A 17,037-nucleotide genomic window follows, 5' to 3' on the forward strand; every position below is an offset into this window, starting at 1 on the left:
TTTATAAAACCTTACTTAAGAAAGCTTTTGTTCTCTCATGCTGAGGGTTACCGAATAACAAATTCGGTTCATTTTCTTCGACAATATAGCCGCCATCCATGAAAATAACACGGTCGCCAACTTCCCGAGCAAATCCCATTTCATGGGTAACAACGATCATGGTCATCCCTTCTTTAGCAAGCTGCTTCATGACCTCTAATACATCACCGACCATTTCCGGATCCAGTGCAGAAGTCGGTTCGTCAAAGAGCATGATTTTTGGATTCATAGCCAATGCCCTTGCAATGGCAACCCGCTGTTTCTGTCCACCAGATAGTTCTCCTGGATAGCTGCCAGCTTTTTCTTTCAATCCAACTTTTTCAAGTAATTCAAGGGCCAATTTTTCAGCCGCCTCTTTACCAGTAGAAAGAATTTTAATAGGACCTAGTGTGATATTTTCTAAGACTGTTTTATGAGGAAACAGATTAAATTGTTGAAATACCATTCCAACTTCTTGTCTAACTTTGTTGATATTAATTTTTGGGTCCGTGATGTTATGCCCATTAATCACTACCTCGCCACCTGAGATGTCTTCCAGGCGATTAAGGCACCGAAGGAATGTACTCTTTCCCGATCCAGATGGGCCAATAACACAGATTACTTCTTTTTCTTGCACTTCAGCGTTAATATCTTTTAAGACCTCTAGTTTACCAAACGATTTGCTTAAGTTTTTTACAGTTATAATGCTCATCGAACCTGAATCCTCCTTTCAACAAAATTAGCTAGAAGGGTTAACAAATAAATAATGATAAAATAAATGACACCTACAGCCAGCCAAATCTTAAATGCTTCAAAGGTTGCTGAAGCCTGAATCTGACCCTGCTGTGTTAAATCTGCAATACCGATGACCGATAACAGCGAAGTGTCTTTTAAGCTGATAATGGATTGGTTCGTAATCGTAGGAAGCATTCTTCTAAAAGCCTGAGGCAGGACCACATAACGCATGGTTTGTGCTCCGGTAAAACCAATCGATCTAGCGGCTTCTGTTTGTCCCTTATCAATGGATTGAATACCCGCTCTGATAATTTCTGCAAAATATGCCCCCGCGTTGATCGCAACAGTGATGATACCAGCCGTTGTGCTGTTTAAAGAAACCAAGTGCAGTGAATTCACTCCGAAATAGATAAAAAACAATTGTACAATAAATGGAGTTCCTCGAATCGCATCAACATACACCTTTGCAATCCAATTCAAGATTTTAAGAGGTGCAAGGCGTAACAAGGCCATCAGTAAACCAATTAAAAAACCTAGAATAATAGCAATAACAAATATATAAAGTGTGACTTGTAATCCTTTTAGTAATATTGGTAAAGCTGCAACAATTATATCCACTGTTTCATCCCCTTTCAAAAAGAAAGCGCGCTTTATGCGCGCCCCAATCCGTATTTATTCACCAAGATAAGTTTTTACAATTTTATCATATGTTCCATCTTTTTTGAGTTCAGCAAGACCTTTATTAATTTTTTCAATTAAGTCCTTGTTTTGCCCTTTCAAAACAGCAATTCCATATTGGTCTCCATTTAAGCGGTCACCAACAATTTTCAAACCAAGATCCTTTTGGGCAATAGCGTAGGAAATAACAGGATAGTCTTCAATAAGTGCATCTGCATTTCCATTAGAAACTTCTTGGAACATGGCTGGACTATCGTTAAACTGAACGACAGTTATTCCTAGTTTTGATGCATTATCTTGTGCGTATTTAGCACCTGTTGTTCCTTTTTTAACGGCAACAGTTTTTCCTTTAAGATCATTAACTGATTTAATAGTTGAATTATCTTTTTTAACAACAACTGTTAATCCCGCATCAAAATACGGAGTTGAGAAATCGACTACCTTTTTTCTTTCATCAGTAATACTCATCCCTGCAATCGCTACATCAAGCTGATTAGCTTGCATTGCTGGAATAATACCACCGAAGTCCATCGGATTAAGTTCAATTTTAAAGCCCTGATTTTTCGCGATGGCATTAATCAAATCAATATCAATACCTTTATACTCATTTCCATCCTTATATTCAAATGGAGGGTAAGTCGTGTCTACGCCGACTTTATATACCTTTTCACTACTGGTTTTCTCTCCTGATGTTTCCTTACTTCCGCACGCTGCGATAAAGACAGTCAGAATTAAAAATAAACTAAATAAACCCAATTTCTTCATCAAATACACCCCTACTTTTTAGATTATTTTTAATATAATAAAAACAATACTTTTTTAATATATCACAGATATCCAACTTGAAAAAGTATTTTTTGTATAATAATTCTATCAATTTAAAAAAATAAAATATTCTAGTATTTTTTAAGGACGCTGACAATACGTTTAAAAATATGTTTAAATAGAAAGGTATTGTATTTAAAGAGAAAGGTATTATTATCTCAATATTCCAATAATGTTATATAAAATACACGATATGTAATTAAATTATTTTATCTTTGCATTTTCCCTTTGCAAGCTTGGTTAATTATAGAAATAATTAATCGATATCAAGAAAGTACAAAAAAACAGGCATTTATCACCTCAATAAAATAAGGTGCGTTCTGCCTGTGGAAAATCGTAAACCATCCCTGTGGTCCTTAACGTCTAATTTTTTCCATTACTAAACTAAAGAAAAAATTTTTACTTTAAATTATATTTTTCCAATTTATAATTTAATAATTGTTTGGAAATTCCTAATCGTGTTGCTAGGTCAGTTAATTTTCCATTGGTATTTTTTAATTCACTAATAATGATCGATATCTCAAACTCCTCAATCGCATTTTTTAGAGTCCATTCCTTAGTATTCTTTGGATTACTTATTGCTACCTCATTGTTCTTTCTAATTCTCTTAGGTATATCCTCAATAGAAATCTGATTAGAAGTAGCATTAATATATGCTGTTTCGATTGCATTCTTTAATTCTCTAATATTCCCTGGCCATGAGTACCTTTTAAAACAATCCAACACTTCAGGTTTTACACCGTCAATAGACATATTCATGTGATTATTATAAAAATGAATATAATACTCAAGTAATGTTTCAATATCTTCTTCTCTTTCAGCTAAAGTAGGTAAATCAATTTGAACAACTCCCAATCTGTAAAAAAGATCCTCTCGCAATCTTTTTTCAGAAACTAAGATTTCCGGATCTTCATTTGTTGCCGAAATGATCCTTATGTCCAAATAAATATTTTTGTTCCCACCAATTCTTCTTATCATTTTTTCTTCAATTGCTTTGAGCAGTTTTGCCTGAAGATAAAAATCTAAAGAATTAATTTCATCCAAAAATATTGTTCCGCCTTCAGCTTGTTCCAGCAATCCTGACATATCTGTGGCGCCTGTAAAACTTCCTCTCACTGTACCAAACAAAGTACTCTCCAGCAGGTTTGGTGGAATCGCACCGCAGTTTAATGAAAGAAAAGGAGACCCATATCGATCACTTAAATTGTGGATCGACTGGGCAACAACCTCTTTTCCTGTGCCTGTTTTACCATTTATTAAGACAGTAGAATTGGTTTTCGCCACTTTTTTTATCTTATTCTTAATGCTAGTCATATTTGGATTGGCAGTAATAATATTTTCAATTGTATAAATGGTATTATTTTTCCGATAAACTTTATGGCTCGCCATTTTATCCAAAGACTGGATATTATCCTTGGAATAAATGTGTTTTGAAAACTCAATTGCTCCAATCACCTTATTGTTGTCAATAATCGGATAGGTGGAGTTTATGGATTCGAATTGATCTCCCCTTTTTGTAACTAACAGTTGTCTAACATTACTTTCAGCTTTTCCACTTTGGATCACTCTCATTATGGTGCTGTTTTCATTTGTAAGGTTTTTATAAAATGAGGTTATATGTTTTCCCATAAATTCCTCAGGTCTAAGACCAATTTCTCTAAGAACATTTAAATCCGCTAAATCAAAAAATATGATGATTCCTTCTTTATCAGCAACTAAAATATTATCATAATCCACTAATTTATCGATATTTCTGATATCTACTTCCAAAAAATCGACCCCCATTCCTCTATTATTAAAAGAAGAACATCCTTATTTCAATTAAAGAAAAGTTATACCAAAACACTTTATCATTATTATAGGGTAAATTAAAATTCAAAAAACAGCCTTTTTTAAAGAATAGAAAAAGATACCTTATCACTTTAATTTCTTTAGCAATAGGGTATCATTCATTTAGAAAAATATAGTTTTAGTTATTACTTATTGGAATAACGGTTTAACCAATTTATCGCTGTCTGAACAACGACTGCTACTCCCAATGGAATCACACCTTCGTCCAATACAACGTTAGGATTATGTAGCGGATAATTATCCTCTCCTAAACCGTTGGCACCAGCCCACATAAACATCGTTGGCACCATATTACTGATATAGGAAAAATCTTCTGTGCCCGCCAATGGCTCCTTGTTGACCTCCAAATTATTCTCTCCAATGACTTCTTTTACATAAGGTGCCATTTGCTCACACAATTCTTCATTATTAAATAAAGAAGGGGTTGAGACTGTTTCGAGGCTGTAGGTACCTCGTAACATTTTAACGGTTGCATCAATAATCTCTGGAACTCTTTTGAATAAATAATCCCTTACCTTCGGATTAAATGTACGTAAAGTGGCATCAAGATGGGCAGAATCAGGAATAATATTTGCGACAGTTCCTCCACCCATCTTCCCGATAACAAGGACGGCCATTTCTCTTGGGTCGACTTCTTTCCCAACTAAACTATTTAATTGCGAGTAGACCGCATTAATAATCATCAATGGATCGATGGCTTTTTGCGGTTCAGAACTGTGGCCGCCTTTTCCCTGTACTTTTAGGAAAAAACCATCCAATGACGATGCTGCAATCCCTGGCTTATATCCGAATCTTCCGACCTCTAAGCTTGGATCAACATGCAGGGCCAGTGCCGCATCTACTTTTGGGTTTTCCAAAAGCCCATTCGCCACCATATCCTTAGCCCCTGCGCCAATTTCCTCTGCTGGTTGGAACATGATTTTGACCGTTCCGTTAACCTCATTTTCTTTTTCCTTTAATAGCTTTGCCGCACCGAGCATGAATGTCGTATGGATATCATGACCGCAAGCATGCATATAATCATTAGTAGATTTAAACTGCAGATCTGTATTCTCCTTTAGAGGTAAAGCATCCATGTCTCCTCTTAACAAAAGAGTTTTACCCTTTCCCTTACCAATCGTTACAACTAACCCGGAGGTCCCTACCTTTATAGGTTTAAGACCCATAGTTTTTAAAATTTCTTCCACGTAGGCGACCGTTTTTGGTAAATCAAAACCGATTTCGGGATTTTGATGAAGATATCTACGATAAGTAATTAGTTCCTCTTTTATTTCCTCTGCACATGCTAAAATAGCATCTTTTCCTAGCGTTCTATTCATAGTAAAGCTCCTTCACTTTTTACTTCATTATCATTAAAAGTATTTAACTCAAACTTTGGTTTCATTTTAGCTGCAATGAAAAATAACCCAAATTGGACAATGGAAAGAACCATTAAAACAGTTAGAAGTGAATCATATGAATGGCTTATATTGTAAATAGCACCTGACACGATTGGCGTTATCGCTGCACCTAATGAAATAAAAATAGCTACAACTCCATATTTTCCACCAAATTCCTTCTCACCAAAAAGAGCTCCTGTCATGTAGGCAGGTGTAACAGTGACCGCTGTTGAACCTATTCCTGAAAAAACAGTATAAAGAATAGCTGGTAAGATTATGTTTGCTTTCATTAAAAATAGAAAACTTACCAAACTTCCTGCAGAAATAATAAGTAATGTTGTGACTGATCCCAGCTTATCAAATAACCGACCTACTACCAACTTTCCAACAATCACCATCCCTGACCCTAATGATAAAAGCAAGGCAGCTGTTTTGGCAGTTGTACCTATACTAGCCAGAAAGGGAGCAAGATTGATTAGCATTGAGTTAACAACGAGACCGCCAACTAAGATAGCTAAACAAAGAGTCCAAAATGATAAAGACTTTAATGTATCGCCCTGGGTTGTACCAGTTAATTCTTTCTTTTGTGTACTTATTAAAGTGGTTTCTTCACTAAGTGGTGATAGACCTTTGTCAGCTGGATTTAATCTTATGACAAATACAGCCAATGGAACTAATACAACAGCTATTAAAATTCCTAAGACTAGATAAGCTGATCTCCATCCGTAGACTGTAATAAGCCAATTGACAAAAGGACTAAGAATTACGCCTCCAAATCCGCTTCCTGACAAAGCAATCCCTAAACATAAACCACGTTTTTTTTTAAACCAATTGGTAATGAGAACGGACGCAGGAATCATTGCCCCCCCTGCCATACCTGCCCCCATTAGTATGGCAAATAGATAAAAATGAATCAGTTTAGTTGAAAATGAAAAACCAATAAATGCAGCAGAAGCAATTAAAATAAATAATGTTAAATAAACTCTAATATCCATTTTTCTCATTAATCTCCCTGCTATTGGACCTACAGCCATGGCAGCTAAAGCCATTATAGTAAAATAGAGCATAAACTGAGATGGGCCAAATCCTAGTTCTTTCGTAACAGGAAGAATAAATAATGAAACCAAGTTGGCAATTGGAGCATAAACTAAAGTCATAATCAAAAAGGTTGCGATAACGATCCACCAGCCATAAAAAATCTTTCCCTTTTCTTTCATACATCCCATCCTCTTTTATTAAAATTTTATGATTCTACTACTAATTTTTCGATCGAATCTAATTTATAAACCAAATTACCAGCCATATAGGTTTCCACTACTTGTATCTGATCAATTTGCTCAGGATCTATGAGCAATATATCTAAATTCAAGACAATAAAATCGGCATGGCAGCCTGGTTTCAGCTCGCCAACATTTGGGATCCGGATGATTTCCCGTGCCGCTCGTGTATACAGCGTAATGGCTGTTTCAACATCTACCCTTTGTGTTTTACCGGTATCTGTTCCGTCGTGGGCAAGACGGGTAACGGCCGATTTGATTCCAACGAAAGGATTTACGGGGTCAGCCCATGCAGTGGCGGGAGCATCGGATGAAAATGCTACTTTTATTCCAGCCTCTAACATATCTTTAAATGGATAGGTTTGCTTCGTTCGTTCCGCGCCTAAATTGTGAAGATAGGTTTCAATTTCTGCGAACAGGAAGATGGGTTGCGAGACAAATGCAATTCCCGTTTCTGCTGCCCGCTTCAGTGTACTAGGTGTCGGCATGGCAGCATGTTCAATTCTGATCGATGGTGCGTCTGTCAGCCAGCCTTTTTGCCCATAGAAGGTGTCAACGATCAAATCGATTGCCTGTTCACCCATGGCATGGATCACAAGCTGGATGTTATGCTTTTTTGCTGTTTCTGCAGCAGCCAATAATTCTTCCCTCGTAGTCATTTGGATGCCATAATTTTCTTCTTCTCCTAAAAATGGCGGGTTGACCCAGGCTGTTTGGCCGGAGACACTTCCGTCAGAAAATAATTTAATTCCGCCAATGTGTACTTGATTTTCTCTTATCATTTTTTGCTGTTCAATGACAGGGTGTTCTTTTAGATCTTCCCAAATATAATAAAGAACGGAACGCTGCTTCAGTCCTTTTTCAGAAGCCAATCGATACATTTCTAAGTAATCATTTGGCTTTGTACGCCCCATTAATTCCGTAATGGCTGTAATCCCATGTGAAAGTAAAAAAGGGCTTAGTTCTGCAAGTAATGCTGCATTATCTTCCAATGTCGTTTCAGGCATAACTTGATTAACAAGCTCTTTGGCATTCTCACGTAAAATACCTGTTGGCTCACCGTTTGCATCACGGTCGATTTTGCCGCCCTGCAGGTTGGGAGTATCCTTCGTTATTCCTGCCATTTCCAATGCTTTACTGTTAACTGAGATGATATGGCCGCAAGTTCGAGTAATGACAACCGGTACATCGGGTGCTGCCTGATCCAAATCCCAGCGCGTTGGGGCTCTTCCTTCTAATAACTTACCTTCATCATAGCCCCAGCCTAGAATCCAGGAATCTTGACTTTGTGATGCACGCACTAAACGAATTTGTTCTTTTAAATCTGCTATAGAATGAATTAGAGGCTGGGTACAGGCTATTTGCTTGGCAGCTCCAGCCAAATATAACGGATGTAAATGTGCATCAATCAATCCGGGCAGAACTCTTCTACCATTGAGGTCGACACACTTACCTTCAATATTTTTCAAATCTTCCTCTTCACCGATCCAAGCGATCCTGCCATTTCGGACGATCATGGCACTGGCATAAGGCTGTTCTGGATTGGAAGTAAAGATCTTCCCATTCATAAATGTTAATTCATCGCTACTTTGGCTCATGTTATCTTTTCACCTCTCATTTTGTTATCACTGAATTCGTTTACACAGAAGAATGAATTTATCATTGCTTCCCTGCTTTTAATATTGCAATAATTGTGCCAACTTTTTAAACGTTATTTGAAGATTTTGTGAATGTACTTCTAACAACCTTAAGATCCTTTATTCTCGGTAAAATTAATCCCTTAATGACCGAAGATTTTGTAAATTAAAACAACTAATATACCAAAAATGTTAAGACATTGTAAAAAATTTTTGTTTTTTTGTAAAAATATTTTTACATACGGATTTACTTTCAGGAAGTCATCATACGAATAATTCAATTAATTCTCGTATGGATGGCCAATAATATCTGGTCCAAATACAATAAAAGATTGCCAAACAATTATTTTATGCTTGACTAAAAGCCTGCAAATCTAGTAATTTGCAGGCTACCATAAACGTTATTTTACAACCACGATCTCAAACGTGTTGTAACCCGTTACGAATATAAAAAGTCTCGAATAATCTTTTCAAGACTTTCAGTTTTTAATAATTTATTTTCATTAAATCAGCGAGGGACGACAAAAAGTTTGAGCCTTTTTCCCAGTTTGAACCCTTTCAGCCTTCATCCGCCGATTCCAGACAATGGTCAAACTTCCTTCGAGCCATAACGGAATTTCATCTAAACTAGTAAGCAGCATTTTGTCCTTCTCGATTATCATCTCTTCGGTCTGAAGAGATTTACTCTTATTTTTCAAGGTCACATCATATCTTCCAGGAGCAGGGAGTGTATAGTGAGAAAAGGGAATTAAAAAGGTTCCAGTGCCTTCGCATTTTGATTCGTAAGAGTGTCCGATTAGGTAGGGCAGCTCCTCGACATTCCCGTCTAACAGTAGTTGTCTGATACGAGTGGAACTGATTTTCTCCCCTTTGTGCCCCACCTTGTCGACCGTAGTTATATCAATCCGATCTCCGGAATCTTGTTTTAGTGTATGCATATTTCCTGCACCTCGGCTGCCATAAGAAAAGTCATATCCTGCTACTGCATGAATCACACCCAGATTAACCAGGTATTCCTTTACAAATGCCCGAGGGGACAACCCTGCAAAGTTTTATTAAACTCTACAAGGTAAAACGTATCAACACCTAGTTCACAAAGCCTTTTTTCTTTTTCGGACTGCGGCATTAAATAGTCAAAACACGCCTTCCCCCCAATGACCGTTTTCGGGTGAGGAAAGAAACTCATGATTGAGAGAGAGACTTGTCTTACCTTTGCTTCCTGCCTTGGTTCGACAGCAGTTCCTCAATCAATTGCCGGTGGATATCGCTCGCTTTACTTAAATGGTCCCGCTCCACTTTTAACTTCTCTGTTATTTCATCGAGTTCCTTTATCATGCTAGTAGCCTGATAGTAACCCAGGTCACTCGCTATTTCTTCACCCCATTTTTCAATTGGCATACAGATACATTTGCATTGCTCGTGGCCCATCGCACGACATTCAACTTCCTTAACAAGGATCGGCTGTTTCAGCACTTTCGATAAGTAACCGCTTGCATAGCCGCACAAGGTGTCACAAACAGGCCTTTCACTGAGACCTTTGGCTTTTAAATATTGCGACGCCTCAAAGGTATTAATCCAAAGAACTTCAATAAAATTGCATTTCTTTTTCTCATCAAAGCTCATTTCCAGAATTTCCACTCGATCTAAGTAACCATGAAACATATGTAATTTAGGGCCAGCAAACACTAAATCTAATTCATCATCCCATTGCAGCGACATGGCCTTTTCGGCATCGCTCACCCCACAATGCCAGCCATAACGGATAAAGACACCCCTTGTCCGTTCAATGCCAATGATGTGAATGAGCTCATTTTTCAAATTTGTTCTTGCTTCAATAGGGATGGTAATCATTCGTTCATAAAATTCATTCAAGACGGTTTCTTTTGGTAATTCAAAAGCATTCTTTATGTGCATTTTCTTCAAACTCATTGTTTACTCTACCCCTTAGTCGGTACTCAAATAGGACAAATGAACTAATTCACATACCACGAATGAAATTCTAATCTTTCATCTTCACATTTGTTATGATTGCACTCTATGCTGCCAAAATTGAAGGTCCAATTATCATTCTAACATCTTTTTCTGAAAACTTAGATATTATAAATTGAATTCAAATTATACTCTGCGAAGGACTAAAACTTGCTTCATATTAAAAAAAGATATCAAACTATTGATTCAATATTCTAATTAAATAAACCCAGTTAACACAAAGAAAAGCCACCTTGATGGCAGCTGAATTTTAAGGTCTTGCACCTTTTTTTCAAAAACTTTTTGTAAATTATACGCAAGTAAAAGATTGAATTTGCCGTAGGCTAATTCCAAAATTAACCCATCTATGTCCGGTCCAGCGATACCCTGAAACAGAGTGTCGACCAATAAAGGTCGGATAAAACCAAAATTGCTCAAATCCTCTTAACCATACATAAGTGTTTCTGTGTAAACATCTGACCATACTGCCTGGGTCTACTGCAAATGCTCCAGCTTGGTGCATTTGTTGTGGAACAGCTGATGGTGGTGGAGATGTTGGAGGCCCAGCTTCTAGATCATGATGGCCTGATGGTGGTGCAGTCGGTTGATGATGACCTGGTGGTGGAGCAGACGGTGGTTGAAACCCGCCAAATTGTCTTGAATCAAGATTCGAATAGAAATCTCCTTGGTATGGAGTTGCTGATAGATAGGTATCTTGGCTATATGGAATGTTATAGTACTGATGAAAAGAACTAGGATACATAAAATACACTCCCTGCAATTTATTTTCACACCATCATATTCAATAGGTATCCACCTATCAACTTGTTCCATGAAAAATGTTTTTTTGGATCAAAAAAAAGAGCTGCAGCCGCAACTCAATCATGAATATGAATAGATCTTATCTTAATCTTCAATGTTATAATTTTCGTATAAGAATTTTAGGCACGAGTACTGCTTTTTGATAGTAGTCCGAGTAACGTTAAAAGATGCAAGATGAAAAAAGCTAACCAGTAGACAAATCGTCTTAGCTTATTAGTTTTTTCACATTTCTATAGTTTTTTTCTTTTACCCTAGTGGTTCCTCTCCAAATTTCTCCCATAAGACAGGAAATAAATCTTCTAGTTCATCTTCCTCCCAATCAAATTCTATGTCAGGTCTAGGCTGCAACCCCTTTTTGTCAAGAGCTTCTAATAGCTCATCATATATATTGTCATCCCATTCAATATCACCCGTCTTTATCAGGGTATATGCATCTAATCCAACCGAGAGCAATTCTACATTTTGCGGATATCCCTCATCATCAAGGTTATCTTCACTTATGTATGCTGCTAAGAATTCAGGATCTTTCATAACCTTATTAAATATCTCTTCTCCCTGTCCAATTAGCCATCCTCGAAAATAGTCAAAGGCATCGTCAGAACAGCCACCCATCAAAACAAATGCCGCTCCCCATAAACGTGATTTATAACTGGCGTTCATTAATTGTTGTAATAAAAATTCAAAACTTAAAGTTTCTTCTAATCCTTTTTGTACTAGTACATCGGTTAACCATTCCGCCTGATCTTCACATTCTCTGGACTTTTCTATTAAGCTCCAAAATTCTTTCTGTTCCACTATATCCACCCTTTTCTTAAAGAATTCATATATTAAATTCGACATAAATATACTGCTTCCTTCTTCAAGTTATCTCCTGGATCGTTGAAAAACAATTATTTTTTATGCAAAAAAAAGCCTCCAAATGTTGTAATTTGGAGGCTTCAGACTGTCGACAAATCCGAAAAAATTAAGGGTTTGTAGGCAGTCTTTTTTGTATAATTGGGATATAGATAATTTTTTTGAGGTGGATAAGATGTTAAGTAAGAATACACAGATAAATCGTGACCAATTAGAAATGATAGCTTTAGAACAACTTGTGCCGGCCAACCATTTAGTACGCAAGTTAGAAGCTTCTATTGATTTTTCATTTATCTATCCCCTGGTTCAAGAAATGTATTCTACTGAAAGAGGACGCCCAAGCATTGATCCTGTGATATTAATTAAGATGGCATTCATCCAATACACCTTCGGTATTCGATCTATGCGAAGAACTATTGAAGAAATCGAAACAAATTTGGCTTATCGTTGGTTCTTAGGCTTTGGATTTTATGATAAAGTGCCTCACTTCTCTACCTTCGGTAAAAATTACGAACGACGTTTTAAAGATACAGATTTATTTGAACAGATCTTCTATCGTATTTTGAAGGAAGCCTCTGATAAGAAATTGATTAGTAGCGAGCATGTATTTATAGATTCAACCCATGTAAAAGCAAGTGCAAATAAACATAAATTCGAGAAGAAATTAGTTAGAAAAGAAACGAAAGCATACGAAGCAAGACTACAAGAAGAGATTAATAAAGACCGTGAAGAACATGATAAAAAGCCATTTCCACCAGATAAGTTTGAGAAAGAGGAATTTAAGGAAATAAAAAAAAGTACTACTGACCCTGAGAGTGGTTATTACGTAAAAGACGAGCGTACGAAACAGTTCGCATACTCATTCCATGCGGCCGCTGATCGAAATGGTTTTGTATTAGGGGCAATTGTAACTCCTGGGAATGTCCATGATAGTGTCATTTTCGAACCACTATTGGAAAAGGTAATCGAGAAACAAGGAAAACCTTCTGCTGTTGCTGCTGATGCTGGATATAAAACACCTGCTATTGCCCAATACATATTTGAAAATGATATGACACCTGCTTTACCTTATACTCGCCCTCGTACGAAAGAGGGGTACATGAAAAAATATGAATATGTTTATGATGAATACTACGATTGTTATATCTGTCCGCAAGGACAAGTATTGAAGTATGCAACTACGACGAAGGAAGGCTACCGTCAATACTTCTCTAATCCGATTGAATGTGAAAAATGTCCCTTACTTTCAAAATGCACGCAGAGTAAGGAACATAAAAAACTCATTCAGCGTCATGTCTGGGAACACCATATAGAAGAAGCCGAATATCTTCGTTCGACACAAGAGAATAAAAGCATTTACGCAAAACGCAAAGAAACCATTGAACGTGTTTTTGCAGATGCCAAGGAAAAGCATGGTATGCGTTGGACAACCTTAAGAGGCCTAAAAAAATTGTCCATGCAAGCGATGCTTACTTTTGCTGCCATGAATTTAAAAAAGATGGCCAATTGGACTTGGATAAGTCCAGAAATGGCGTAGCAATAAGCATAGGATAGGCCTAACTTTTGCTCTTACGAGCAAAAAAACAACAAAAAGACACCCAGATTGGCACATCCGGATGCCTTTTGTCTACAATCTGAAGCCTCCAAATGTTGTAATTTGGAGGCTTTAATAATATTTTAAAACCAAAATTTTTAATGTTTACTATCAAGTGATCCACTTTTATCTAACATGATATTTAATAAACAGGGAGTGATAGTTACATTTAATTGTACTCTCGTACCATTTCAATAAAATATTTCATGATTCGGGTATCTTCTGTTAGTTCTGGATGAAAGGAACAACCTAAAAATTGACCTTCGCGTGCTAGAACAATTCGACCTTCATGTTTTGCGAGAATTTCAACATTTTCACCTGTTGCTACGATATGCGGGGCCCGGATAAATACAGCGGGAATGGCTTCCCCTATTTCTCGAGTGGACAGTTCTACTTCAAAACTATCGACTTGGCGTCCAAAAGAATTCCGTTCAACCACGACATCCATTAATCCCAGATGAGGCGTGTCATCGCCGACGATTTCTTTTGCCAATAAAATCAGACCGGCACATGTTCCAAACATCGGAATTCCTTTAAGGGCTAACGTACGAATGGGCTCAAGCATTTCATAACGGTCCAGCAGTTTACGCATTGTTGTACTTTCCCCGCCAGGTAATACAAGTCCATTAAGTTCAATTAGATTTTCAACTGATTTAACCGGAATGGCCTCACAACCAAGTTCTTCTATTTGTCTGATATGCTCTCTAACTGCACCTTGTAAAGCAAGTACCCCAATTTTCAGCATATTACCAACCACGTTCCTGCATACGCTCTGTTGCATTCAGTGTAGCAATATCAATACCTTTCATTGGTGTCCCCAGCTCTTTTGAAATTTCAGCAATTAGTTTATAGTCCTGATAGTGCGTCGTTGCTTCTACAATCGCACGTGCGAACTTTTCTGGGTTATCAGATTTGAAAATACCTGATCCAACAAAGACACCATCTGCTCCAAGTTCCATCATTAAAGCGGCATCTGCAGGTGTTGCCACCCCGCCAGCAGCAAAATTGACAACCGGCAAGTGCCCTAATTTTTTGATTTCTAATAATAATTCAAATGGTGCACCTAAAATTTTTGCTTCTGTCATTAATTCATCTGCGCTCATAGCAACAACGCGTCTTACCTGTGAATTAACTTTACGAATATGACGAACAGCTTCGACAATATTTCCTGTTCCCGGTTCACCTTTCGTACGTAACATGGAAGCTCCTTCACCAATACGACGAGCAGCTTCCCCTAAATCGCGGCATCCACAGACAAAAGGTACGGTGTAGTCGCTTTTTAATAAATGGAATTCCTCATCAGCAGGTGTTAATACTTCACTTTCATCTATGTAATCAACGCCCATTGATTCTAAAACACGTGCTTCGACAATATGACCAATACGTGCTTTTGCCATTACTGGAATGGTTACAGCGTTCAATACTTCCTCTACAATCCGAGGATCTGCCATACGAGCTACACCACCAGCTTTTCGAATATCGGATGGTACCCGCTCTAACGCCATAACAGCAACTGCACCTGCAGCCTCTGCTATTTTTGCCTGCTCGGCATTAATGACGTCCATAATTACGCCGCCTTTTTGCATTTCTGCCATACCGCGTTTTACTCTTTCCGTTCCTACCTGTTTCATCAAAAAAACCTCCATTCCTTTAATAATTACTAGTATAATAGAAATTGACTTTGTGAAAAGGTTCAATTTTTTAAAAATTTATGTGGTCAGTTGGAGGAATTGCAGATGGACATGCTGATGTTTACATTGGATAAAAATACAGCCAAACCATTGTATGAACAGCTTTATATCGGAATCAAAGACGCCATTATCGATAAACAAATTGAAGTCGGGACTAAATTGCCTTCGAAAAAAAAATTAGCTGACTTTTTAAATATCAGCCAAACCACCATTGAAATTGCCTACTCACAGCTGATGGCGGAAGGCTATGTTGGTTCGAAACCACGGATAGGTTTTTTTGTTGAAGAGATCGATGAATTACCTTTTATTGAAAAAGAGCCGTTAAACATGCCTATTGAAACGGCAAAGAATAATACCTATCAATTTGACTTTCATCCAGGAAAAATTGATACCGATTCATTCCCGTTTTCAATCTGGCGAAAATATGCCAAAAACTTATATGATCAAAGTTCAAAAGAGTTGTTGCAAATTGGGGACCCGCAAGGAGAATTCGTATTAAGAGCGGAAATTTCTAATTATCTCTATCAATCTAGAGGGATTACCTGCAAACCAGAACAGATTGTCATCGGCTCAGGAACGGAACAACTGCTGCCTATGATCCTACGATTACTAGGAGATGATTCAAAATTTGCCCTTGAGAATCCCGGCTATTCAGCCATCCCAAGAATCCAATTGGAAAATAGAGCGCTGCCCATTCCGGTTGATGATGATGGTTTAATGGTGGATGAGCTTGAAAAGACAAATGCCAATATTGTTTACATTACACCTTCCCACCAATTCCCTACGGGGGCGGTTCTATCCGCGACAAGAAGAACGCAGCTATTAAACTGGGCGGCAAAAGGTGAAGATCGTTATATTATTGAAGACGATTACGATAGTGAGTTTCGTTATAAAGGAAAACCCATTCCCGCCTTACAAGGGATGGACCAAAATAATAAAGTGATTTATCTGAGCACGTTTACCAAATCGTTAATGCCTTCATTGCGTGTTGCTTATTTTGTATTGCCACTGCCATTGCTGGCAAAGTATAAACAGTTATTCAATTTTTACTCCGCAACCGTACCGAGGTTTGATCAACATCTTTTAACTGACTTTATGAGAGATGGCTATTTTTCCAAACACTTAAACCGGATGCGGAAAATTTATCGAAAAAAACATGAAAAATTAACCGAGGTATTTGAGACGTATTATCCACTTGTCTCCATCACCGGTGACAAAGCCGGAATGCACATTTTAATTTCTATCCCCCTATCAAAAGGTGAAGATGAGTTAAAAGAGATAGCAGAAAAAAACAAGATTGCCATTTATCCAGTAAGCGATTATCTATTAAGTCCAATTGAATGGAAATTTCCAACATTTCTATTGGGATTTGGCGGGATTCCACTGGATCAAATTGAAGAAGGGGTTCACCAATTAATGAAATGTTGGGGAATTTCAAAATCTACAAGCAAAGCGCGGTAGGGTTTTTGAATAGCTGCCCAGGAATGGACAGCTTTCTTATTTTTTGCCTTTCCTAGTCCGAAGGGACCCGGGTTCTGACAGCTTTCTCTTTTTTGTGCCTTTCCTTGTCCGAAGGCGACCTGAGTTCGGACAGCTTTCTTCTTTTTTTGAGTCAAGTCCATTTAATTGTGTAAAAGTGTCAACAATGTTTTTACCTCTATAAAAAGAATTAGTGTAGAGCACTACATTTATTTCGAATTTACATTG

At 37.5% G+C, this 17,037-nt stretch carries 14 protein-coding genes and 1 pseudogene; 2 read left to right on the forward strand and 13 right to left on the reverse strand.

The genetic code is table 11. The features are described from left to right. Position 1: 1 nt before the first annotated feature. The 11 genes and pseudogenes from L1999_RS17005 to L1999_RS17055 form a co-directional block, all read right to left on the reverse strand. Entirely contained in the window at positions 2–730 is a 729-nt protein-coding gene (locus tag L1999_RS17005; protein WP_275676992.1) for an amino acid ABC transporter ATP-binding protein, read from the reverse strand. Beyond that, on the reverse strand, positions 727–1,371 hold the full coding sequence (locus L1999_RS17010; RefSeq protein WP_235739632.1) for an amino acid ABC transporter permease: 645 nt from the start codon (positions 1,369–1,371) through the stop codon (positions 727–729). The genes L1999_RS17005 and L1999_RS17010 overlap by 4 nt, the downstream gene beginning before the upstream one ends. A gap of 54 nt (positions 1,372–1,425) precedes the next feature. Next, complete coding sequence (locus L1999_RS17015; protein ID WP_235739633.1) at positions 1,426–2,196, reverse strand: transporter substrate-binding domain-containing protein; 771 nt, start codon at positions 2,194–2,196, stop codon at positions 1,426–1,428. A 459-nt stretch (positions 2,197–2,655) separates the two neighbouring features. Further along, positions 2,656–4,026, reverse strand: coding sequence for a sigma-54 interaction domain-containing protein (locus tag L1999_RS17020; protein ID WP_235739634.1), 1,371 nt, complete (start codon positions 4,024–4,026; stop codon positions 2,656–2,658). A 206-nt stretch (positions 4,027–4,232) separates the two neighbouring features. Next, on the reverse strand, positions 4,233–5,426 hold the full coding sequence (locus L1999_RS17025) for a M20 metallopeptidase family protein (RefSeq protein WP_235739635.1): 1,194 nt from the start codon (positions 5,424–5,426) through the stop codon (positions 4,233–4,235). After that, complete coding sequence (locus L1999_RS17030) at positions 5,423–6,703, reverse strand: MFS transporter (protein ID WP_235739636.1); 1,281 nt, start codon at positions 6,701–6,703, stop codon at positions 5,423–5,425. The genes L1999_RS17025 and L1999_RS17030 overlap by 4 nt, the downstream gene beginning before the upstream one ends. A 26-nt stretch (positions 6,704–6,729) precedes the next feature. Beyond that, complete coding sequence (locus tag L1999_RS17035) at positions 6,730–8,361, reverse strand: amidohydrolase (RefSeq protein ID WP_235739637.1); 1,632 nt, start codon at positions 8,359–8,361, stop codon at positions 6,730–6,732. A gap of 542 nt (positions 8,362–8,903) precedes the next feature. Further along, positions 8,904–9,586: pseudogene (locus L1999_RS17040) on the reverse strand (FAD synthetase family protein). A gap of 20 nt (positions 9,587–9,606) precedes the next feature. Beyond that, on the reverse strand, positions 9,607–10,329 hold the full coding sequence (locus tag L1999_RS17045) for a XylR N-terminal domain-containing protein (RefSeq protein ID WP_235739639.1): 723 nt from the start codon (positions 10,327–10,329) through the stop codon (positions 9,607–9,609). A gap of 349 nt (positions 10,330–10,678) precedes the next feature. Next, positions 10,679–11,131, reverse strand: a complete 453-nt coding sequence (locus L1999_RS17050; RefSeq protein ID WP_235739640.1) for a hypothetical protein — start codon at positions 11,129–11,131, stop codon at positions 10,679–10,681. Between the two features lie 305 nt (positions 11,132–11,436). Continuing rightward, positions 11,437–11,985, reverse strand: coding sequence for a DUF4240 domain-containing protein (locus L1999_RS17055; protein WP_235739641.1), 549 nt, complete (start codon positions 11,983–11,985; stop codon positions 11,437–11,439). A 235-nt stretch (positions 11,986–12,220) separates the two neighbouring features. Between L1999_RS17055 and L1999_RS17060 the strand changes: the two genes are divergently transcribed. After that, the gene (locus L1999_RS17060) at positions 12,221–13,582 is read left to right on the forward strand and encodes an IS1182 family transposase (RefSeq protein WP_235739642.1); all 1,362 of its coding nucleotides are present in this window, start codon (positions 12,221–12,223) and stop codon (positions 13,580–13,582) included. Between the two features lie 226 nt (positions 13,583–13,808). Here the strand turns inward: L1999_RS17060 and pdxT are convergent, their stop codons facing one another. Together pdxT and pdxS are read right to left on the reverse strand one after the other, a co-directional pair. Beyond that, complete coding sequence (gene pdxT / locus L1999_RS17065) at positions 13,809–14,384, reverse strand: pyridoxal 5'-phosphate synthase glutaminase subunit PdxT (protein ID WP_235739643.1); 576 nt, start codon at positions 14,382–14,384, stop codon at positions 13,809–13,811. A 1-nt stretch (position 14,385) separates the two neighbouring features. After that, entirely contained in the window at positions 14,386–15,270 is an 885-nt protein-coding gene (pdxS, locus tag L1999_RS17070; RefSeq protein ID WP_235739644.1) for a pyridoxal 5'-phosphate synthase lyase subunit PdxS, read from the reverse strand. 105 nt (positions 15,271–15,375) lie between these two features. Between pdxS and L1999_RS17075 the strand changes: the two genes are divergently transcribed. Further along, positions 15,376–16,791: a MocR-like pyridoxine biosynthesis transcription factor PdxR gene (locus L1999_RS17075; protein ID WP_235739645.1), complete on the forward strand. Its 1,416-nt coding sequence runs from the start codon at positions 15,376–15,378 to the stop codon at positions 16,789–16,791. Positions 16,792–17,037: the final 246 nt, after the last annotated feature.

Source organism: Neobacillus drentensis (genome assembly GCF_021560175.1).
GTDB lineage: Bacteria > Bacillota > Bacilli > Bacillales > Cytobacillaceae > Neobacillus > Neobacillus drentensis_A.

Excerpts from the sequence above, each read along its gene's own strand:
- L1999_RS17005 (WP_275676992.1), bottom strand. The coding sequence starts at position 730 with ATGAGCATTATAACTGTAAAAAACTTAAGCAAATCGTTTGGTAAACTA.
- L1999_RS17015 (WP_235739633.1), bottom strand. The coding sequence starts at position 2,196 with ATGAAGAAATTGGGTTTATTTAGTTTATTTTTAATTCTGACTGTCTTT.
- L1999_RS17025 (WP_235739635.1), bottom strand. The coding sequence starts at position 5,426 with ATGAATAGAACGCTAGGAAAAGATGCTATTTTAGCATGTGCAGAGGAA.
- L1999_RS17030 (WP_235739636.1), bottom strand. The coding sequence starts at position 6,703 with ATGAAAGAAAAGGGAAAGATTTTTTATGGCTGGTGGATCGTTATCGCA.
- L1999_RS17035 (WP_235739637.1), bottom strand. The coding sequence starts at position 8,361 with ATGAGCCAAAGTAGCGATGAATTAACATTTATGAATGGGAAGATCTTT.
- L1999_RS17045 (WP_235739639.1), bottom strand. The coding sequence starts at position 10,329 with ATGAGTTTGAAGAAAATGCACATAAAGAATGCTTTTGAATTACCAAAA.
- L1999_RS17050 (WP_235739640.1), bottom strand. The coding sequence starts at position 11,131 with ATGTATCCTAGTTCTTTTCATCAGTACTATAACATTCCATATAGCCAA.
- L1999_RS17060 (WP_235739642.1), top strand. The coding sequence starts at position 12,221 with ATGTTAAGTAAGAATACACAGATAAATCGTGACCAATTAGAAATGATA.
- pdxT (WP_235739643.1), bottom strand. The coding sequence starts at position 14,384 with ATGCTGAAAATTGGGGTACTTGCTTTACAAGGTGCAGTTAGAGAGCAT.
- pdxS (WP_235739644.1), bottom strand. The coding sequence starts at position 15,270 with ATGAAACAGGTAGGAACGGAAAGAGTAAAACGCGGTATGGCAGAAATG.
- L1999_RS17075 (WP_235739645.1), top strand. The coding sequence starts at position 15,376 with ATGGACATGCTGATGTTTACATTGGATAAAAATACAGCCAAACCATTG.